This is a genomic window from Pseudomonas sp. Yb2C2 (assembly GCF_052112325.1).
Lineage (GTDB): Bacteria > Pseudomonadota > Gammaproteobacteria > Pseudomonadales > Pseudomonadaceae > Aquipseudomonas > Aquipseudomonas marginalis.
Genome location: NZ_JAVAJK010000027.1, coordinates 19151 through 37193, shown reverse-complemented (window position 1 = coordinate 37193; position 18043 = coordinate 19151). Strand labels below are relative to the sequence as shown.

Genomic DNA, 18043 nt, shown 5'->3' with positions numbered 1-18043 from the left:
CCTGTTTCTCACACTAGCGCGTTCCGTTTTGCCATCTCGATAAGTTCTACCAAGGACTTGGCTTGAAGTTTCTGCATCAGCCTCTTTTTATAAGTGCTTACTGTTTTGTTGCTCAAGAACATACCTTTGGCTATTTCCTTGTTGGTGCGGCCTTGTGCGAAAAGTTGCAATACCATCAACTCCCGATCGTTAACCGCCTTGAACAGTTCAAGTTCCTTGCAGGCCTCATCGTTGGTGTTCAAGGCTTGGCTGGGGAAGTAGTTATAACCGGACAGTACAGCGCGGATGGCGCTCATCAGCTCGCTCAGGTCACCTTCCTTGCACACGTAGCCATCGGCTCCCGAACGCATGCAACGCGTGGCAAACAGGGTGGGGGATTGAGCCGTCAGCACCAGGGTTTTCATCGACGCGTTCATGGCGTTGAATCGGCAAAGCACTTCCAGCCCGTCGAGTTTTGGAATGCTGATGTCGAGGATGATCAGGTCCGGCATGCATTCGCGGACCATTTGGATGGCGTCGCATCCGTTATCCGTTTCGCCGACTACTTTGAAATTTTCTTCGTGTTCCAACAACATTCGTATGGCAAGTCTTATAACCGGATGGTCGTCAATAATAAAAACTGTATTCATGATCATATTCCATGCAAGTACAAATAAAGCGGGCACATTAGCTCAGAAGCCGATGGATAAGCATGAACTTGGGGGGTGGCAGGTATAAAACAGGAAAGTTCCTACATTAAAAAAGGTAAAAGCCTACCTGTCTCTAAGGAGCTGTAACGCAAGAGGCCAAGGTTCCGCAGGGGCATGGGCCGAAGGAACATGGCAAGGACTTTACGGTGGTTATGCGCGATTTTTCCGACCGGTCGATCTGTTTAAAGTCCTACATTTATAACGTGAGTAATGTATGGGTCAAACGTGCAAGCTCATCTTTATTCAACGGCTTTGGCAAGTAACCGAGCAATGGCAGGCCACGTTTGAGGGCTTGGGTTTGCAACGCTGAAAGTTCTGCCTCGGGAAGTCCGCTGAGCAAGATGGCGGCCTTGATAAAGCATTGGCGACTGGCGATTTCAATCAACTCAAGACCGGGCAGGTCGGGCAGGCACTGGTCACAGAGGATGATGTCGAAGGGAGCCTCGGCCTGGGTCATCAAACGGATTGCCTGCTCGGCGTTTTCGGCCGGGGCCAGGTGCTCGAAGCCGAAGCTTCTCAGCAGGCATTGGGTGGCGAGGAGCTGAAAGGGATGGTCCTCCACCAACAGGATCCGAAAGGGGTAGTGGGGCATAGAAGGCACACGGTGAGTCAAGCGTCGATAGGGGGCACGTAGGAACTGTTCGCCAGACCTGCCCGGAGCGTGCGCGATTATTCTTCGGGCGCTTGTGCGAATTCGATCAGGCCGCTCTGTTCCCATCGTAGGCAGATTCTGTTCAGTGAACAGGCGGCGTGATCAGCCAGGTTATTGAGGACTGGAGCGCCCGGTCATCTCCCGTGCCATCTCGGTGGCGTAGCTGTCGGTCATGCCGGCGATGAAGTCGATCATCCGCAGGAACGACCTGTGCAGCGGCCATGCAGGGTCCGGCGCGTTGTTGCCCAACAGGTCGAGAATGCGCCGGTTCTTGAACGACGGCGTGCGTCCGCCGTGCTGCTCCAGGGCCGCGCCGCAGAAGGCGTTCAACAGGATTTCCAGGGTGGTGTAGGCGCCGATCTCGTGGAGGGTCTTGCGCTTGTCCTGGAAGATTTTCTTGCGCGCCATGTCCTTGGCATCCAGCACGCAGCGTTTGGCGGGGCCGTGCATGTGCTCCACCAGGTCGCCGGGCAGGGTGCCGGCAAGCAAGGCCTCCTGTTGTTCGACGAAGGCGCGCGCCGCGGCGTTGGTCAAGTGCTCGATGGCCTTGCCGCGCAGGATCGCCAGCTTGCGTCGGCGCGAGTCCTGGGCGCCCAGTTGCCGGTAGGTCTGCGGCAGGTCGTCGCCCACCAGGTCGAGCAGCAGTGACTCGACTTCGGTGTACTCCAGCAGGTCCATTTCCAGGCCGTCCTCCAGGTCGATCAAGGCGTAGCAGATGTCGTCTGCCGCCTCCATCAGATAGACCAGTGGGTGGCGAGCCCAGCGTTGTTCCTCGAGTTGCGGCAGGCCGAGCTTGCTGGCGATCTGTTCGAGGATCGGCAGTTCGCTCTGGTAGCAGCCGAACTTGTGTTTCTTGTAACCCAGGGAATCGGCGTGGCGGGCGGTCCAGGGGTACTTGAGGTACGTGCCCAAGGTCGCGTAGGTCAGGCGCGTGCCGCCGTCGAACTGGTGGTATTCCAGTTGGGTCAGTACCCGGAAGCCTTGGGCATTGCCTTCGAAGTTGAGGAAGTCATTGCGCTCGGCGCTGCTCATGTCGTCCAGCCAGCCGCGCCCCGCTGCCTGTTGGAACCAGTGGCGGATGGCGTCTTCGCCTGAATGCCCGAACGGCGGGTTGCCGATGTCATGGGCCAGGCAGGCCGATTGCACCACCATGCCCAGGTCGCTCGGGTCACACCAGTCGGGCAGGGCGCTGCGCAGGGTTTCGCCCACGCGCATGCCGAGGGAGCGGCCTACGCAACTGACTTCCAGGGAGTGGGTCAGGCGTGTGTGGATATGGTCGTTGCTGGACACCGGGTGCACTTGGGTCTTGCGGCCCAGGCGGCGAAACGCGCCGGAGAAGATAATGCGGTCATGGTCTTTGTGAAACGGGCTGCGGCCTAGTTCTTCCGGGCTGTGCAGGGGTTTTCCAAGGCGTTCGCGGGTAAGCAGGGTGGGCCAATCCAAGGCGGGTACTCTCCGTACGGTGAATGACCCGCCCAGCTTCCCGGTTCCGCCTTGGCGGGGCAAGCGAAAATCTACAGGCCGGCCGCGTCGATATCGATTAACAGCAAGCGCTGACCGTTATCGAAGAATTGTCCGGCGGTGAGGCAGTACTGGTTGGTGGTGGCATCGCGGTAGGTCGAGGACAGCGTCAGGCGACGCTCCTCCCAACCTTCGGCCAGCAGGTGATAGAAGTACGGGCGCCATGACCAGTTGTGGCCCAGGTAGCGGCTGTCGGCCTGCCAGGCGTCCTGGCGCCATTCGAAGTTGGGGGTCAACTGGGTGCCATGCCGGTCGCATTGGTAAAAACGCAGCAGCCAGGGGAAGGCCGGCAGTTGGGGCAAGTGATCCAGCGGGGCTTGGGCCTGTGCCCAGGATTGCAGGATCTTCATCAGTTCGGTCAATTGCTGGCGCAGTTGCATGATGCGCCCGCGTTCGGCCAGCTTCTGCTGGACATACGCCGCGCGCAGTTGGTCAAAGCGCGGCACGAAGGCGTCGGTGGCGAACCAGTCCAATTGCGCCTGGGCAAACAGATAGCCCTGCACGTAGCGCGAACCGCATTCCAGGGCGAAGCTCAGCTGCGCCTCGGTTTCCACGCCTTCGGCAATGATCCAGCAGCCGGTCTTTTCCGCCATCTGCGCCAGCGCCCGCACGACGTCACTGCTCGGTCCGCCCCTGGCGGCTTGCTGGAACAGGCGCATGTCCAGCTTGAGGATGTCCGGCTGCAGCGCCAATACCCGGTCAAGCTGGGAATAGCCGGCGCCGAAATCATCGATGGCGATGCGCGCACCGGCCTCGCGATAACGTGCCACCACCTCGGCCAGGCGCTGGATGTCGCCGCCCAGTTCGGTGATCTCGAACACGATGCGCTGCGGGTCGACGCCATGGCTGTGGATCTGTTTGAGGCTCGGCAGCGCCTGGCCCGGACGCAATTGGTTGATCCAGCGCGGCGAGATATTCAGGCTGAGGAACCAGTCTTCGGGGGCTTCATGCAGGCGGCTTAACGCGTTGTCGCGAATCTGCCGGTCGAGACGGCGCAAGCTCGCGCCTGGCGTGCGTGGGTCGGCGAACAGCGGGCCAACGGACTGCAGGCGGCCATCAGCCTGGCGTAGACGCCCCAAGGCCTCGACGCCGGCAATGCGCCCGGTGGCGGTATCGATAAACGGTTGGAAGCAGGCGAGCGGTTGCCCGTCGATCACGGGGCCTCCTTAAAAACACTGGCGAAAAAAGACCCGGCCCTCGAAACGAGGACCGGGCCATTCTGTTAGCAAGAATGCAGCCAGCAGGCTCAACCTTTGCGTGAATTGCCCTGCATGGCCAGTTTGATCAGCGGGATCAGGCCGGCACCGAGGCGCACCAGGCGCGTCACACTGCTGATACCGCCGCCCTTGGCGCCCTTGCCGGTGAAGAAACCGATCAGGGTTACAGCGGCCACGCCCCACAGCGGCGCGTGCTTGATGCCCAGGCCGCCCTGAAAGTTTTGGCCCAGGTTGCGCACCTTGTTCAGCGGCGCCATCAATTGCTGGGATTCGTGGCGTATCTCCTGGCGGTGCATCTCCATGCGCAGGCGGATCAAAGCCTTGCGCATTTCCCGGCGGGAGGTTTGCTGGATTTCATTCGAGCTCATGGCAGCAGGCGCTCCCGATCATTGGCCAGCTCTTCAAGGGTGGCGTGGAACGGCGTGGACTCATCGAACACCGCCGCTTTCAAGCGCACCCCGCAGAAGGCAGCGGCCAGGCTGTAGAACACGCAGAGGCAGATGATCCCGGTCAGGCGGTAGCCGGTGTCCCATACCAGGATCATCACCAGTGTCGACAACCCCACCAGCAACAACAGGGCAAATACCAGCGCCAGGCCGGCAAACAGCAGCAGGCTGACGGTACGGGCCTTCTGCTCCTGCAATTCGATGCCAAACAGTTCGACGTGGCTGTGCAGCAAGCCAAGAACGGCCGCGCCCAGGCGTCGTGAGGTGGTACCCGTGGACGAGCCAGTTTCGCCGATAGACATGATTAGCGCCTTGTGGCCAGCAGGCCGATCAGAAAGCCCACGCCGGCGGCAATGCCTACCGACTGCCAAGGGTTGGCCTGCACGTAATCTTCGGTCGCGGTGACCGCCGCCTGGCCGCGTTCGCGCAGGGAGTCTTCGGTTTGCTTGAGGGTTTCGCGGGCCTGCAACAGCGTGTCATGAATCTTGGCGCGCAGCTCATCGGCCTGGTCGCCCGCAAGCACCTTGGTGTCGTCCAGCAACCTTTCGGTGTCAGTCACCAGGGTTTGAAAATCCGCCATCAGTATTTCTTGAGCAGTCTTTGCAGTTCTTCTGGCCATGGTTATCTCCGTGATTGGCTGATCGGTACGTGTGGTTTCGAGTCACCGGTATCGGTGAAGGTTCAGTGCAATTGTCTGGTACAGCTTTTGCTTTGCCTTGGTGCGCACGCCCCGTGGCTTGCGCTGAATCCGGGCGGTCGGGGCTCAGGTCTCGAAAAACCTTACCCTAAATAACTCAAACTCGCGGAAAAACCCTGTCGGCAACGGCCGGTTGTGTTGAACGCTGCGCTAAAGCGGTTCACGCCCTCTGAAGAGGGGTGGTGCCGGAGGTGCCAATTTAGTGCGCGCAACCCCTGGCTTGAACCGCTTTGGTGCTTTTTGCCTTACACAGGCCTGCCAACTTCAATGGAAAATCTGCAAAGTGCGGTGGACACTCTGGTCCACAGCTCCAATACCCTGTTTATCCTGATCGGTGCGGTCATGGTCCTGGCCATGCACGCCGGCTTCGCGTTTCTGGAAGTCGGGACGGTGCGCCAGAAAAACCAGGTCAACGCCCTGTCGAAGATCCTCAGCGACTTCGCCATCTCCACCCTGGCCTATTTCTTTATAGGCTATTGGATCTCCTACGGGGTGAGCTTCATGCAACCGGCGGCCGTGATCAGCGCCGACCATGGTTATGGCCTGGTGAAGTTCTTCTTCCTGCTGACGTTTGCGGCAGCGATCCCGGCGATCATCTCCGGCGGTATTGCGGAGCGTGCAAAGTTCGCTCCGCAGTTGTGCGCCACCGCGTTGATCGTGGCGTTTATCTATCCGTTTTTCGAAGGCATGGTGTGGAACGGCAATTTCGGTTTGCAGGCCTGGTTGCTCAAGACGTTCGGCGCCAGCTTCCATGACTTTGCCGGCTCGGTGGTGGTGCATGCCATGGGCGGCTGGCTGGCGCTGGCGGCGGTGCTGCTGCTGGGCCCGCGCAATGGGCGCTACCGGGAAGGGCGCCTGGTGGCGTTTGCGCCGTCGAGCATTCCGTTCCTGGCGTTGGGCTCGTGGATCCTGATTGTCGGCTGGTTCGGCTTTAACGTGATGAGCGCGCAGACCCTGGACGGCGTCAGCGGCCTGGTGGCGGTGAACTCGCTGATGGCCATGGTCGGCGGCACCGTCGCCGCCCTGGTGATCGGCCGCAACGACCCAGGCTTCCTGCATAACGGTCCGTTGGCCGGGCTGGTGGCGATCTGCGCGGGTTCCGACCTGATGCATCCGGTGGGCGCGCTGGTCACCGGTGTGGTTGCGGGCGGGCTGTTTGTGTGGTGCTTTATCGCCGCCCAGGACCGCTGGAAGATCGACGATGTGCTGGGGGTGTGGCCACTGCATGGCCTGTGCGGTGTATGGGGCGGGATTGCCTGCGGCATCTTTGGGCAAAAGGCGCTGGGGGGATTGGGCGGCGTGAGTCTGATCAGCCAATTGATCGGTACGGGGCTCGGTGTGGTCGTCGCGTTCGGCGGCGGCCTGCTGGTGTATGGCGTGATCAAGCGCGTACAGGGGCTGCGCCTGAGCCAGGAGGAGGAGTATTACGGCGCAGATCTGTCGATCCACAAGATCGGTGCGGTCAGTCAGGATTGATAGGCGCCTCTTCGTCGGTGCTCGGGTGCGTGTAGAAACCGTGCAGCAGGCGATAGCGGTTATGCCGGACTTCATCGACCCGCGCCTGCACCTGTTGGTCCGGCAGGCCCAGCAGGATCAAGGCGTGGGAGGCGAGCATCAGGCTTGACTCCAGCAGCTCGGGCACCACTTCGCTGGCGCCCGCGGCTTTCAATTCAGCCCACTGGCTGTCATCGCGGGTGCGCACCAGGATCGGCACGTCGGGGTTGATATGGCGGGCTTCCTTGAGCACCGCCAGGGCCACATCACTGTTGTCCACGGCAATCACCACCAGGCGCGCCCGTTCCAGGCCCACGGCACTGAGCAAGGCGCCACGGCGACAGTCGCCGTAATGCACGCTGCTGTCTTCGGTGGCGGCTTCCTGGACCCGTTCCGGGTCGTCATCCAGGGCGATAAACGCCTGTTGCTCATTGCGCAGAAAGCGCCCGATGGATTGCCCGACCCGGCCATAGCCGCAGATGACCGCATGCCCGTGTAATTGGGCGTTGAGGGCGGCAATTTCTTCAAGTTGTACCTGTTGGTTGGGCTTACGATGCAGGCGCAGGGCAATCGCCGGCGCGGCGCGCAACAGCAGTGGCGTCAACAGCATCGAACAGAACGTGGCGGCGAGCAGCAGACCGTTGAATTCATCGGGTATCAGCCGGCTCTGTTGCATCTGCGCCATCAGCGCAAAGCAGAACTCACCGCCCTGGGCCAGGGCCAGGCCGCTGCGCCAGGCGGTTTCACTGTCGCTGCCGCGCAGCTTGACCAGCGCAGCCACCACACTGCCTTTGATCAGCATCAGCGCGAGGGTCATGCCGAGGATCAACAGACTGTGGCTGACGAACAACTGCAGGTCGATAAGCATGCCGATGCTGACGAAAAACAGCCCCAGCAGGATGTCGCGGAAGGGCCGGATATCCGCTTCGATCTGATGGCGGTAATGGCTTTCGCCCAGCAGCATGCCGGCCAGGAAGGCACCGAGGGCAGGGGAGAGGCCCAGCAGATGCGTGAGCCAGGCGGTCAGCAAGACGATCACCAGCGCCAGCAGCACAAACAGCTCCGCCGAATGGGAAGCGGCGACCTCATGAAACAAGCGCGGCAATAACCAGCGGCTGGCGAGCAACAGGCCCACGAACAACACCACGGTTTTGCCCAGCGTCAGCGGCAACGCCCAGTACCAGGCCTGTTCGCTGCTGCCGGCGAACACCGGCACCAGCGTCAGCAGCAACACCGCCACCACATCCTGGAACAGCAACACGCCGATCGCGTTCTGGCCATGGCTGCTGAAGATTTCGCCGAGGCTGGTCAGTTCCTTGCTGACGATCGCCGTGGACGACAGCGCCAGCCCCGCACCCAGCAACAAGGCGATGCCCGGTGCCACACCGAAGGCCATCAACAGGCCCCCCAGCAGCACGCTGCACCCCAGCACCTGCAAGCTGCCGAGGCCAAACACCACGCGGCGCAGGGCGAGCATCCTGGTCAGGGAAAACTCCAGGCCCAGGGAAAACAGCAGGAACACCACGCCCAGTTCGGCAAGGTCGGGCAGCTCTTCGCTGTCATTCACCCAGTCCAGGGCAGTCGGCCCTACGGCCAGGCCCACGCACAGGTAGCCCAGCACGGGTGGTAGTTGCAGCCGGCGAAACAGCGCAATCACCACCAGGGATGAGGCCAGAATGATCAGCAGGTTGGCGAACACAAGCATCTCCGTTGCAGGGTGAGCGGGCAAAAAGCCGCGAGAATCGCTGAATCAGTTATAGGCCATGGTGATCTGGGTCAGGGTTTATTGTGGCCGGCAGGTTTCCGGGGAGCGAACGCTGTACCTGTGGCGAGCGGGCTTGCCCCGCGTTGGGCTGCGAAGCGGCCCCAAAACAAGCACCGTATTTCTGTCTGAAGGAGCGCGGTGGCACTACCGGGGCCGCTTCGCGCCCCAACGCGGGGCAAGCCCGCTCGCCACAACAAGCCCGCTCGCCACAGGTTTTTGTGAGGATTAGAATGCTTGTCTACTTACTGATCAGGGCCATTCGTCATGCTTCCTGAATGCCAGTTGTTCGGCACCCTGGGTTGCCATCTTTGTGAAATTGCCGAAGCCGAAATCATGCCGCTCGTCGAACGCGGGTTGCTGGTCGAGTTGGTTGATATCACCGACCCCGACGACCTGACCGACGCCTATGGCCTAAGGATTCCGGTGCTTCGGCGGGTGGACACGGGGGCTGAACTGGATTGGCCCTTCGATGCGGATCAGGTTGTCGCCTTCCTGCGCTGACGTTTATGCGATGGCGGGTTTCCGAATATTACGTTACTGTATGTTTGTACAGCGATTGAAGAGAGGGAACGCCCGTGGTGAATGTTGAACAACTGAAAAGCAGCGTCAATCGCATGTCTGCCGATGTCGTGCGCGACGCGGTGAACGAGCTGCGCCTCGACGGCCTGGTCACGGAAGGCAAGACGCCGTTTAACAAAGTGCATTTCAATACCTGCTTTGCCGAGATCGAGGCGTTGTTCCAGCGCGCCGGTTATCACAAGCAGCTCGATGTGGTGGGTTACCAGGGCCTGTTGTACGCGCTTTACGATCCCGGCCGCTGGGAAGCGGTGGACGTGCTGCGCTGGCTCAAGGAGTTCACCGAGGCGGCGAGTGCTTCGCCGATCCTGCGCGCGGAATTGGCCAAGGCCTGAGATCCGCCCTAGGTTTCATCCCGCTTGATGCGGGATAATGCCCGCCTGTTTTTTCAAGGCTTCGAGCATGTCCACATCCGCTTTTTCCGCGTCCCAGCACCAAGCCAGCACCCTGTACCTGCCACCTGGCCCCTGGGCGACGGTGCTGGAGTGCCTGTGCGAGCACTTTGCGGCGATCAGTCGCGAACAGTGGCTGGACCGCATCGCCCGTGGGCGGGTGCTGGATGTCACTGGCACCCCGATCCCCCTGGACCTGGCCTACAGGGAAGGCCTGTGCATCTATTACTTCCGTGAAGTCCCCAACGAAAAAGTCATCCCGGTGCAGGAAAGCATCCTCTACGCCGATGAGCACCTGGTGGTGGCGGACAAACCGCACTTCCTGCCCGTGACCCCGGCCGGCGAGTACGTCGAGCAAACCCTGCTGCGCCGCCTGATTCGCCGCCTGGACAACCCGGCGCTGGTGCCCCTGCACCGCATTGACCGACACACCGCCGGGCTGGTGCTGTTCTCGGCCAACCCGGCCAGCCGTTCGGCCTATCAGCAGCTGTTTCCCACGCGCCGGATCGATAAATTCTACGAAGCCATCGCCCCGGCTTTGCCTGGCCTGACGTTCCCGTTGGTACACAAAAGCCGCCTGGTGGATGGCGAACCTTTCTTCCGCATGCAGGAAGGCCCCGGTGCCAGCAACACCGAAACAGCGGTGGAGGTGCGGGAAAAGAACGGCGACTTATGGCGCTACGGCCTGTTTCCCGTGACCGGCAAGAAACACCAGCTGCGTGTACACATGACCGCGCTGGGGGCGAGCATCTGCAACGATCCGTTCTATCCGGACGTGATCAAGGATGCGGTCGATGATTACGCCAATCCCCTCAAGCTGCTGGCCCAGGGCGTGCGGTTTATCGACCCGGTCACCGCTGAAGAACGCCGGTTTCGAAGCCTCATCACCCTCGACTGGTAACCCCCGGAAACGACAAGGCCCGCGCGAGGCGGGCCTTGTGTGCAAGCGCTGAGGCTTACAGGTCTTTAACGGTGCGAACCTGATCTTTGTTGATGCGGGTTCGCTTGCCATCAAGCTGTTCGAATTCGTAGAAACCCGAATCTTCGTTGTATTTCGGGGTGTCGACGGCCTGGATTTCGCGACCGTCATTCAGGGTGATCACTGTCGGCGAGGCGCAACCGGCGAGGGTAGCCAGGCCCAGTGCAAGCATGAGAGCGGCGATGGTCCGTTGAGTCATGGGTGTTGTCTCCAAGAGAATACTTTTTGATTGCTGACCTTGAGACGTGTGAGACGTCGCCAAAGTTCCTTGTGCGAAGGTTCATTCTGACACGTCAGACCTTGGGCGCAACAGCTCTGGTGTATTCAGGTTGGCCAGGCGCGGGTCATCGGTTGGGCATTCCACGCCCACGCCGCCCAATTGCAGGAGGATCTTTCGCGGGCTGCGTTCACCGGCATGCCAGGCCTGTTCTACCTCGGTTCGCAGGCCGATGGGGATGATGCAGATCAAGGGTTCCCAGAATTCACCGTGGCGCACCATCACCGGCAACAACGGATGGCGTTGTGCGGTTTCACGCAGGTCGGCGAGGAGTCGAGCGTCGATATGGGGCACATCGCACGGCAGGATCAGCAGGTGCCCATGGCGCGCGGCGGCCAGTCCTGCGCGGATACCCGCCAGCGGCCCGGGAAAATCCGGGCTGTCGTCGCTTACCAACTGGTCGGCATAGGCGGCGTACTGCGCCTGGTTGCGGTTGCACGAGATGATCAGGTCATCGGTCAGTGGCCGTACCAGGCGCTGCACGTGTGCGATCAAGGGCAGGCCGTGCCAGTCCAGCAGGCCTTTGTCCTGGCCGCCCATGCGCTGGCCGCGGCCACCGGCCAACAGCAGGATCGAACAGGGCAGGGGGATTGAGTCGAGTGGCATGTGGGTTCCGCGCAGGCAGCTGAACAGGGGCCTGTGATATAACATCGGGCCGTTCCTTCGACAACCGGACCGTGCCATGAAAGCCAAGGCCGATGCACCCTTCGTACCCCTGAATATCGCGGTATTGACCGTCAGCGACACCCGCACCCTGGACACCGACACCTCGGGCCAGGTCTTCGTCGACCGCCTCACCGCCGCCGGCCACCACCTGGCCGAGCGCGTGCTGCTCAAGGACGACCTCTACAAGATCCGCGCCCAGGTCGCCCACTGGATTGCCGAAGACGTGGTGCAAGTGGTGTTGATCACCGGCGGCACCGGCTTCACCGGCCGCGACAGCACCCCCGAAGCGGTCGGCTGCCTGCTCGACAAACAGGTCGACGGCTTTGGCGAACTGTTCCGCCAGATCTCCGTGGCCGACATCGGCACCTCCACCGTGCAATCCCGCGCCCTGGCCGGCCTGGCCAACGGCACCCTGGTGTGCTGCCTGCCGGGCTCCACCAATGCCGTGCGCACCGGTTGGGATGGCATCCTCGCCGAACAACTGGATAACCGTCATCGCCCCTGCAACTTCGTGCCGCACCTGAAGCTGGCCGAACCCTGTGAATCCCGTGGGTAAGCCCGGCAAGACCGGCGCCCTGATGCCGGTAGAACACGCCCTGCAACAGCTGCTGGCGATGGCCGAAGCCGCGCCGATCCGCGAGCAGCACGTGCTGCCCCTGGCCGAGTGCGACGGCCGTGTATTGGCCCAGGATCTGGTCTCCACCCTCGACCTGCCGCCCTGGCCCAACAGCGCCATGGACGGTTACGCCGTGCGCCTGGCGGATTGGACCGGTGAACCCTTGCCCGTCAGCCAGCGTATTTTCGCTGGCCAGGCGCCGCAGCCGCTGGCGGCCGGCACCTGTGCGCGCATCTTCACCGGGGCGCCGGTACCGGAAGGCGCGGACTGCGTGGAAATGCAGGAAAACGCCGTGGTCCACGCCGATGAGCGCGTGAGCTTCAGCGAACCGTTGCAGCCCAACCAGAACATCCGCCCCCAAGGCCAGGAAACCACCGTCGGCGAGCGGGTGCTCATGGCCGGTACGCGCCTGGGCCCGATCGAGCTGGGCCTGGCGGCTTCCCTTGGCCGTGATCGGCTGGACGTGATCCGCCGCCCGCGTGTCGCGGTGTTGTCCACCGGCGATGAGCTGATCGAGCCCGGTTTGCCCCTCGGTCCGGGCCAGATCTACAACAGCAATCGCCGCGTGTTGTGTTCCTGGCTTGAGCGCATGGGTTGCGAAGTCATCGACGCAGGCATCCTGCCGGACGACCTGGAGCAGACCCGTTCGCGACTGACAGGCTTGAGGGCGGTTGATCTGATTTTGTCCACGGGCGGTGTGTCGGTGGGCGAGGCGGATTTCCTTGGTATTGCCCTGCGCGAAGAGGGTGAGCTGGCGTTATGGAAGCTGGCGATCAAGCCGGGCAAACCCCTGACTTTTGGTCATTTCCGTGGCGTGCCGGTGATCGGCCTGCCGGGCAATCCGGCCTCGACCCTGGTGACCTTTGCGCTGTTGGCGCGCCCCTACTTGCTGCGCCGCCAGGGTGTGGCGGACGTGGAACCGCTGCGTTTCGACGTGCCGGTGGGGTTCACCTGGCCCAAGCCGGGCAACCGCCGCGAGTATCTGCGCGGGCGCATCGAACAGGGCAAGGCGATCATCTACCGCAACCAGAGCTCCGGCGTGCTGCGCAGCGCGGCGTGGGCGGAGGGGTTGGTGGAGGTGTTGGAAGGGACGACGCTGGAGGTGGGTGATCGGGTCAATTTCATTCCGCTAAGCGAAGTCCTCAACTGACCGTAGATCCAAATGTGGGAGGGGCGGTGGCTATTCAGTAATCGTCGCCACGCTCCGTGACATCCCGCTCCACCGGGCGCGCATCCGGGTCATAGCCCACCGGGAACTTGCCCTTCAACGTCCAGGCAAATGCAATGATCTCGGCGATGGTGCGGTACAACTCCTCCGGAATACTGTCGCCCAGTTCCATGCGTGCCAGCAGTTTCACCAGCTCGGCATTTTCATAGATCGGCACTTCATTTTCCCGCGCCAACTTGAGGATGGCTTCGGCCAGGGCATCGTCGCCCTTGGCGGTCAGGGTCGGCGCTTGCTGGCCGTCGTACTTGAGGGCAATCGCCTGGCGTGGCGGGTTGGCGTTGTTCATGCGGTTTCATCCACCCAGCGTTGTTCCAGTCCGGTTTTCGGCCCGCGTGGCGGGGTGCCGAGGTGGCAGTCCAGGTCGCCGACATTCAGCCCTGACGACACCAGGCGCTCGCGCAGGCTGCCCAAATGGCTTTCGATCAGGCTGGCAGTGAAAGGTCGGGTTGCCCACAGTTGGCTGGACAGCTTGCCCTGAGTCAGCTGCGCCTGGACCTGCAACGGCCCCAGGGGCTCCATGTCGAAGGCCAGTTCGACGCGCCAGAGCATCTGTTTGGGCTCCTTGGAATCCTTGCGTTCGGGCTGGTCCTTGTCCGGCGCCGGCTCTTCGCGCTGGAACTTGACCTGCAACGGCACGATGTCCTGCAGGGTGCGCAGGGGGATCTCCAACTGCCAGGTGGTTTGCAGGCGGCCATCGGCGGTGGTGCCGGTTTGCTCCAGGCTCGACAGCTGGTGGCTCTGCAAGCGGGAAATGGCCCCGGCGGCCAGGCGCAGCAGGTTTTCCAGGTCGCCTTCGCCCTCCAGTTTTGCCATCAGCCGCTCCGGCAGTGGGAAGCTGACCGGTGCTTGCCGCGCGCCGACCTGCCCGAGTGTGCCCAACGGGCTGCGCACGAAGTTGGGCAGCACCTGGGCCAGGGTGTTGGCGGCAAGAATGGCATTCAGGTTGGTGCTGGCGGGCAAGGCAGGCAGCAGGTCGGCGACCAGGCGCAGCAGCGCGCCCTTCATATCCAGCGGTGGCACCTGCGGGTTTTGCCCGGCGAGTAACTTGGCTTCAAGAAAGGCGCCGCTGTTCTGGATCACCTGGGCCAGCACCTTGGGGTTGCTCACCTGTGCCAGGTCGGGCAAGGCCGCCAGCAAACGGTCGGCGGCGGCGCGCAGGTCGGCGGAGGTGCTGTCGCCGCGGGGCAGATTTTGCAACGCCTTGAACACCGCATCCAGGGAGCCCTGGCGACTTTGCTGGGTCGACAATTGCTGGGTGACGGCCAGTTGATCCTTGAGCCCGCTCAACGGCACAAAATTCAGGGTTTGCGCGTTCTGCACCACGGCGCTGAGCAAGCTGCCCACGCGCAACGGTTGCGGGCTTTCCAGTGTCAGGGTCGCGCCGGCCAGGGCGCTATTGAGTACGGTCACCAACGAACGGTAGATCGCCGGCTGCGCGGTGCCTTGGGGCAGGGCCTGGGTGGTCAGCACCTTGGCCTGCAGCAGGGCGCCTTCCGGCATCCTGGCCGTATCGATACGGGTGAGGGCGGCAACGTTGGCGCTCAGGGCTTGTTGCAGGCTGATGGCCAGGTTGCCTGCGGGCGTCTGGCTCACAGCCACATTGCTGCCCAACGGCAAGGGTTGTGGGCTGCTGGCTTGCACCAGCGTCTGGCGGCCGCCTTCAAGGGTCAGCTTGAGCAACAGCTGAAACGCCTCGCCGCCTTGTTTCAGGGCGAGCACCTCGGCATTCACGGTTTTGCCCGGGTCGATCAGCCCGATCTGCGGCTCCAGCAGTTTCAGCAGCGCCCCAGGCGCAGGCGCAGGGCTTTGCCCGGTTGCCGGGGTGGGAGGAAGCGTAGGAAGGTTGATCTCGCCGGTCATCGTGCGCATCGTCTCTGGGGAAATAGCCCTCTTTAGCGTAGGGCATCGCATGTATAATGCCGCGCGTCTGCAAAGAGAGCGGTAAAAACCTCACAACTATTTGATCCAGCTCTCTAAAATCGGTCGCCAAAGCCGTTATTGTGCTTCTTTCTATAACGGCCGCTGCACCGCCGACTTGAACCGTAAAGGCCCGCGATCTCTTGACCAGCCCTCTTCTTGAAGCCGTAGCGCTCTCCTGTGAACGCGACCTGCGCCTGCTGTTCGAGCACCTCGACCTGCGGGTGGCGGGCGGCGACATGGTGCAGATCAGCGGCCCCAACGGCAGCGGCAAGACCAGTTTGCTGCGCCTGCTGGCCGGCTTGATGCAGCCCACGGCCGGTGAAGTCCGACTGAACGGCAGGCCGCTCAACGAACAACGCACCGAACTGGCACGCAACCTGATCTGGATCGGCCACGCCGCCGGCATCAAGGACGTGCTCACCGCCGAAGAAAACCTCAGCTGGCTCAGCGCCCTGCATCATCCCGCGACCCGCGACGCCATCTGGCAGGCCCTGGCCGCCGTCGGCCTCAAGGGGTTCGAAGACGTTCCCTGCCACACCCTGTCCGCCGGCCAGCAGCGCCGCGTGGCCCTGGCGCGCCTGTACCTGCCTGGCCCGCCGCTGTGGATTCTCGACGAACCCTTCACCGCCCTCGACAAACAAGGCGTCACCCAATTGGAACAGCACCTGGCGCAGCACTGCGAGCAGGGCGGCCAGGTGGTGCTCACCACCCACCACACCCTGGCGCGCATGCCCGTCGGTTACCGCGACCTCGACCTGGGGCGGTGGTCGGTATGAGTGTGTTTGCCCTGTTGGTCGCCCGCGAAGCGCGGTTGCTGTGCCGCCGCCCGGCCGAATTGGCCAACCCGCTGGTGTTCTTTGCCATCGTGATCGCATTGTTCCCGTTGGCGGTCGGCCCGGAGACTAAACTGTTGCAAACCTTGTCTCCGGGACTGGTGTGGGTCGCGGCGCTTTTGTCCGTCCTGCTCTCGCTGGACGGGCTGTTTCGCAGTGATTTCGAAGACGGTTCCCTCGAGCAGTGGGTCCTTTCGTCGCACCCCCTGCCACTTCTGGTCCTGGCCAAGGTACTGGCACACTGGGCTTTTTCCGGCCTGGCGCTAGTCTTGCTCTCGCCACTGCTGGCGATGATGCTCGGATTGCCCGGCGAATGCCTGCCGATCCTGCTGCTGAGCCTGCTGCTCGGCACCCCGGTACTCAGCCTGTTGGGGGCGGTGGGTGCCGCGTTGACCGTCGGCTTGAAACGGGGTGGCCTGTTACTGGCCCTGTTGATTCTGCCTTTGTACATCCCGGTACTGATCCTGGGCAGCGGCGCGTTGCAAGCCGCGCTCATGGGCATGCCGGCGACCGGTTACCTCCTGTGGCTTGGCAGCCTGACCGCCCTGGCGGTAACCCTGACACCCTTTGCTATAGCCGCCGGCCTGAAGATCAGCGTCGGTGAATAATGAGGTCTGACTGGGCGGTATACGCATAGTCAGTAAAGACCCTACGCTTCTTGCCAAGACAAGAAGCAACCGTGATGGAAACAGCAATGAACTGGACCTGGTTTCACAAGCTCGGCTCGCCCAAATGGTTCTACGGCATCAGTGGCAGACTGCTGCCCTGGTTCAGCCTCGCCGCCGTGTTGCTGATCGGCATCGGCCTGGTCTGGGGCCTGGCCTTTGCACCGCCGGACTACCAGCAAGGCAACAGCTTTCGCATCATCTACATCCACGTGCCTGCCGCGATGCTGGCCCAGTCCTGCTACGTGATGCTGGCGGTGTGCGGCGTCGTCGGCCTGGTGTGGAAGATGAAACTCGCGGACGTCGCCCTGCAATGCGCCGCGCCCATCGGGGCGTGGATGACCGCCGTGGCGCTGGTCACCGGTGCGATCTGGGGCAAACCCACCTGGGGCTCGTGGTGGGTGTGGGATGCGCGACTAACGTCGATGCTGATCCTGCTGTTCCTGTACTTCGGTCTTATTGCCCTGGGCAACGCGATCAGCAATCGTGACAGCGCCGCCAAGGCCTGCGCGGTGCTGGCGATTGTCGGCGTGATCAACATCCCGATCATCAAGTACTCGGTGGAGTGGTGGAACACCCTGCACCAGGGCGCCACCTTCACCCTCACCGAAAAACCGGCAATGCCCGTGGAAATGTGGGCACCGTTGCTGCTGATGGTGCTGGGGTTCTACTGCTTCTTCGGCGCCGTGCTGCTGATGCGCATGCGCCTCGAAGTGCTCAAGCGTGAAGCCCGCGCCAGCTGGGTCAAGGCCGAAGTGCAAAGCTGCCTGGGAGCGCGCGGATGAGTTTTGCTTCTTTCAGTGATTTTCTCGCCATGGGCCACCACGGCCTGTATGTCTGGACGGCCTATGGCATCTGCCTGGCCGTGCTGGCCCTCAACGTCGTCGCGCCGATCCTGGCCCGCAAGCGTTACCTGCAACAAGAGGCGCGTCGTCTGCGCCGGGAGACCGAAAAGTGAATCCGCTGCGTAGAAAGCGTCTGTTGATCATCCTTGCCATCCTGGCCGGCGTCAGTATTGCCGTGGGCCTGGCGATGAGCGCCCTGCGGGAGAACATCAACCTGTTCTACACCCCGACCCAGATCGCCAACGGCGAAGCGCCGCTGGACACGCGCATCCGTGCCGGCGGCATGGTGGAGAAGGGCTCGCTGAAGCGTTCCGGCGATTCCCTCGACGTCACCTTCGTGGTTACCGATTTCAACAAGGCCGTGACCATCACCTACCGCGGCATCCTCCCGGACCTGTTCCGCGAAGGCCAGGGCATCGTCGCCCTGGGCAAGCTCAACGCCGACGGCGTGGTGGTGGCCGATGAAGTGCTGGCCAAGCACGATGAGAAATACATGCCGCCGGAAGTCACCAAGGCCTTGAAAGACAGCGGCCAGTCCGCACCCACCCCCGCCAAGGAGGGCTAA

At 62.4% G+C, this 18043-nt stretch carries 23 protein-coding genes; 11 read left to right on the top strand and 12 right to left on the bottom strand.

Annotated elements, in window-relative coordinates; genetic code table 11:
- Window positions 1–8: 8 nt before the first annotated feature.
- From Q8X51_RS28065 to Q8X51_RS28035, 7 genes are all read right to left on the bottom strand, one after another.
- Window positions 9–629, bottom strand: a complete 621-nt coding sequence (locus tag Q8X51_RS28065; protein WP_065924451.1) for a response regulator transcription factor — start codon at window positions 627–629, stop codon at window positions 9–11.
- Window positions 630–885: 256 nt separating this feature from the next.
- Complete coding sequence (locus Q8X51_RS28060; protein ID WP_065924452.1) at window positions 886–1281, bottom strand: response regulator; 396 nt, start codon at window positions 1279–1281, stop codon at window positions 886–888.
- 171 nt (window positions 1282–1452) lie between these two features.
- On the bottom strand, window positions 1453–2784 hold the full coding sequence (locus tag Q8X51_RS28055; RefSeq protein WP_065924453.1) for a deoxyguanosinetriphosphate triphosphohydrolase: 1332 nt from the start codon (window positions 2782–2784) through the stop codon (window positions 1453–1455).
- A 71-nt stretch (window positions 2785–2855) separates the two neighbouring features.
- Complete coding sequence (locus Q8X51_RS28050) at window positions 2856–4019, bottom strand: EAL domain-containing protein (RefSeq protein WP_027607012.1); 1164 nt, start codon at window positions 4017–4019, stop codon at window positions 2856–2858.
- Between the two features lie 89 nt (window positions 4020–4108).
- A complete protein-coding gene (locus tag Q8X51_RS28045; RefSeq protein WP_027607013.1) occupies window positions 4109–4447 on the bottom strand; it encodes a hypothetical protein in 339 nt (112 codons plus the stop codon).
- A complete protein-coding gene (locus tag Q8X51_RS28040) occupies window positions 4444–4827 on the bottom strand; it encodes a phage holin family protein (RefSeq protein ID WP_012723020.1) in 384 nt (127 codons plus the stop codon). The genes Q8X51_RS28045 and Q8X51_RS28040 overlap by 4 nt, the downstream gene beginning before the upstream one ends.
- Before the next feature lie 2 nt (window positions 4828–4829).
- A complete protein-coding gene (locus Q8X51_RS28035) occupies window positions 4830–5144 on the bottom strand; it encodes a DUF883 family protein (RefSeq protein WP_012723021.1) in 315 nt (104 codons plus the stop codon).
- A 345-nt stretch (window positions 5145–5489) separates the two neighbouring features.
- On the opposite strand from Q8X51_RS28035, the gene Q8X51_RS28030 reads away from it, so the two are divergent.
- The gene (locus Q8X51_RS28030; RefSeq protein WP_074844674.1) at window positions 5490–6698 is read left to right on the top strand and encodes an ammonium transporter; all 1209 of its coding nucleotides are present in this window, start codon (window positions 5490–5492) and stop codon (window positions 6696–6698) included.
- On the opposite strand, the gene Q8X51_RS28025 is transcribed toward Q8X51_RS28030, so the two are convergent.
- Window positions 6685–8421: a cation:proton antiporter gene (locus Q8X51_RS28025; RefSeq protein ID WP_137212966.1), complete on the bottom strand. Its 1737-nt coding sequence runs from the start codon at window positions 8419–8421 to the stop codon at window positions 6685–6687. The genes Q8X51_RS28030 and Q8X51_RS28025 overlap by 14 nt on opposite strands.
- A gap of 324 nt (window positions 8422–8745) precedes the next feature.
- On the opposite strand from Q8X51_RS28025, the gene Q8X51_RS28020 reads away from it, so the two are divergent.
- The 3 genes from Q8X51_RS28020 (at window position 8746) to Q8X51_RS28010 (ending at window position 10350) form a co-directional block, all read left to right on the top strand.
- Window positions 8746–8982, top strand: a complete 237-nt coding sequence (locus Q8X51_RS28020) for a glutaredoxin family protein (RefSeq protein ID WP_027607016.1) — start codon at window positions 8746–8748, stop codon at window positions 8980–8982.
- Between the two features lie 74 nt (window positions 8983–9056).
- Complete coding sequence (locus Q8X51_RS28015) at window positions 9057–9392, top strand: hypothetical protein (RefSeq protein ID WP_010565034.1); 336 nt, start codon at window positions 9057–9059, stop codon at window positions 9390–9392.
- Window positions 9393–9459: 67 nt separating this feature from the next.
- The gene (locus Q8X51_RS28010; RefSeq protein ID WP_065924549.1) at window positions 9460–10350 is read left to right on the top strand and encodes a pseudouridine synthase; all 891 of its coding nucleotides are present in this window, start codon (window positions 9460–9462) and stop codon (window positions 10348–10350) included.
- A 55-nt stretch (window positions 10351–10405) separates the two neighbouring features.
- On the opposite strand, the gene Q8X51_RS28005 is transcribed toward Q8X51_RS28010, so the two are convergent.
- Together Q8X51_RS28005 and mobA are read right to left on the bottom strand one after the other, a co-directional pair.
- A complete protein-coding gene (locus Q8X51_RS28005) occupies window positions 10406–10627 on the bottom strand; it encodes a YgdI/YgdR family lipoprotein (protein ID WP_010211805.1) in 222 nt (73 codons plus the stop codon).
- A gap of 81 nt (window positions 10628–10708) precedes the next feature.
- Window positions 10709–11311, bottom strand: coding sequence for a molybdenum cofactor guanylyltransferase MobA (gene mobA, locus Q8X51_RS28000; protein ID WP_065924550.1), 603 nt, complete (start codon window positions 11309–11311; stop codon window positions 10709–10711).
- 76 nt (window positions 11312–11387) lie between these two features.
- Between mobA and moaB the strand changes: the two genes are divergently transcribed.
- Window positions 11388–11927, top strand: a complete 540-nt coding sequence (gene moaB / locus Q8X51_RS27995) for a molybdenum cofactor biosynthesis protein B (protein ID WP_027607019.1) — start codon at window positions 11388–11390, stop codon at window positions 11925–11927.
- Complete coding sequence (locus Q8X51_RS27990) at window positions 11911–13137, top strand: molybdopterin molybdotransferase MoeA (RefSeq protein WP_407693940.1); 1227 nt, start codon at window positions 11911–11913, stop codon at window positions 13135–13137. The genes moaB and Q8X51_RS27990 overlap by 17 nt, the downstream gene beginning before the upstream one ends.
- 34 nt (window positions 13138–13171) lie before the next feature.
- On the opposite strand, the gene Q8X51_RS27985 is transcribed toward Q8X51_RS27990, so the two are convergent.
- Together Q8X51_RS27985 and fliK are read right to left on the bottom strand one after the other, a co-directional pair.
- A complete protein-coding gene (locus tag Q8X51_RS27985; RefSeq protein ID WP_027607021.1) occupies window positions 13172–13501 on the bottom strand; it encodes an EscU/YscU/HrcU family type III secretion system export apparatus switch protein in 330 nt (109 codons plus the stop codon).
- The gene (gene fliK, locus Q8X51_RS27980) at window positions 13498–15075 is read right to left on the bottom strand and encodes a flagellar hook-length control protein FliK (protein WP_407693941.1); all 1578 of its coding nucleotides are present in this window, start codon (window positions 15073–15075) and stop codon (window positions 13498–13500) included. The genes Q8X51_RS27985 and fliK overlap by 4 nt, the downstream gene beginning before the upstream one ends.
- A gap of 200 nt (window positions 15076–15275) precedes the next feature.
- Between fliK and ccmA the strand changes: the two genes are divergently transcribed.
- From ccmA to ccmE, 5 genes are all read left to right on the top strand, one after another.
- Window positions 15276–15911 (top strand): cytochrome c biogenesis heme-transporting ATPase CcmA, encoded by a 636-nt coding sequence (gene ccmA / locus Q8X51_RS27975; protein WP_065947258.1) that lies wholly within the window; start codon window positions 15276–15278, stop codon window positions 15909–15911.
- Window positions 15908–16576, top strand: a complete 669-nt coding sequence (gene ccmB, locus Q8X51_RS27970) for a heme exporter protein CcmB (protein WP_065924458.1) — start codon at window positions 15908–15910, stop codon at window positions 16574–16576. Before ccmA ends, ccmB begins: the two co-directional genes overlap by 4 nt.
- Window positions 16577–16662: 86 nt before the next feature.
- Window positions 16663–17418 carry a heme ABC transporter permease gene (locus tag Q8X51_RS27965; protein ID WP_027607025.1) on the top strand — a complete coding sequence of 252 codons (756 nt, stop codon included), beginning with the start codon at window positions 16663–16665 and terminating at the stop codon, window positions 17416–17418.
- Window positions 17415–17591: a heme exporter protein CcmD gene (gene ccmD, locus Q8X51_RS27960; protein WP_065924460.1), complete on the top strand. Its 177-nt coding sequence runs from the start codon at window positions 17415–17417 to the stop codon at window positions 17589–17591. The genes Q8X51_RS27965 and ccmD overlap by 4 nt, the downstream gene beginning before the upstream one ends.
- Window positions 17588–18043, top strand: coding sequence for a cytochrome c maturation protein CcmE (gene ccmE / locus Q8X51_RS27955; RefSeq protein WP_027607026.1), 456 nt, complete (start codon window positions 17588–17590; stop codon window positions 18041–18043). The genes ccmD and ccmE overlap by 4 nt, the downstream gene beginning before the upstream one ends.

What these genes read in the sequence shown, in the direction of transcription:
- Q8X51_RS28065 (WP_065924451.1), bottom strand. Translation starts at nt 629, where the DNA reads ATGAATACAGTTTTTATTATTGACGACCATCCGGTTATAAGACTTGCC.
- Q8X51_RS28060 (WP_065924452.1), bottom strand. Translation starts at nt 1,281, where the DNA reads ATGCCCCACTACCCCTTTCGGATCCTGTTGGTGGAGGACCATCCCTTT.
- Q8X51_RS28045 (WP_027607013.1), bottom strand. Translation starts at nt 4,447, where the DNA reads ATGAGCTCGAATGAAATCCAGCAAACCTCCCGCCGGGAAATGCGCAAG.
- Q8X51_RS28040 (WP_012723020.1), bottom strand. Translation starts at nt 4,827, where the DNA reads ATGTCTATCGGCGAAACTGGCTCGTCCACGGGTACCACCTCACGACGC.
- Q8X51_RS28035 (WP_012723021.1), bottom strand. Translation starts at nt 5,144, where the DNA reads ATGGCCAGAAGAACTGCAAAGACTGCTCAAGAAATACTGATGGCGGAT.
- Q8X51_RS28030 (WP_074844674.1), top strand. Translation starts at nt 5,490, where the DNA reads ATGGAAAATCTGCAAAGTGCGGTGGACACTCTGGTCCACAGCTCCAAT.
- Q8X51_RS28025 (WP_137212966.1), bottom strand. Translation starts at nt 8,421, where the DNA reads ATGCTTGTGTTCGCCAACCTGCTGATCATTCTGGCCTCATCCCTGGTG.
- Q8X51_RS28020 (WP_027607016.1), top strand. Translation starts at nt 8,746, where the DNA reads ATGCTTCCTGAATGCCAGTTGTTCGGCACCCTGGGTTGCCATCTTTGT.
- Q8X51_RS28010 (WP_065924549.1), top strand. Translation starts at nt 9,460, where the DNA reads ATGTCCACATCCGCTTTTTCCGCGTCCCAGCACCAAGCCAGCACCCTG.
- Q8X51_RS28005 (WP_010211805.1), bottom strand. Translation starts at nt 10,627, where the DNA reads ATGACTCAACGGACCATCGCCGCTCTCATGCTTGCACTGGGCCTGGCT.
- mobA (WP_065924550.1), bottom strand. Translation starts at nt 11,311, where the DNA reads ATGCCACTCGACTCAATCCCCCTGCCCTGTTCGATCCTGCTGTTGGCC.
- moaB (WP_027607019.1), top strand. Translation starts at nt 11,388, where the DNA reads ATGAAAGCCAAGGCCGATGCACCCTTCGTACCCCTGAATATCGCGGTA.
- Q8X51_RS27985 (WP_027607021.1), bottom strand. Translation starts at nt 13,501, where the DNA reads ATGAACAACGCCAACCCGCCACGCCAGGCGATTGCCCTCAAGTACGAC.
- fliK (WP_407693941.1), bottom strand. Translation starts at nt 15,075, where the DNA reads ATGACCGGCGAGATCAACCTTCCTACGCTTCCTCCCACCCCGGCAACC.
- ccmB (WP_065924458.1), top strand. Translation starts at nt 15,908, where the DNA reads ATGAGTGTGTTTGCCCTGTTGGTCGCCCGCGAAGCGCGGTTGCTGTGC.
- Q8X51_RS27965 (WP_027607025.1), top strand. Translation starts at nt 16,663, where the DNA reads ATGAACTGGACCTGGTTTCACAAGCTCGGCTCGCCCAAATGGTTCTAC.
- ccmD (WP_065924460.1), top strand. Translation starts at nt 17,415, where the DNA reads ATGAGTTTTGCTTCTTTCAGTGATTTTCTCGCCATGGGCCACCACGGC.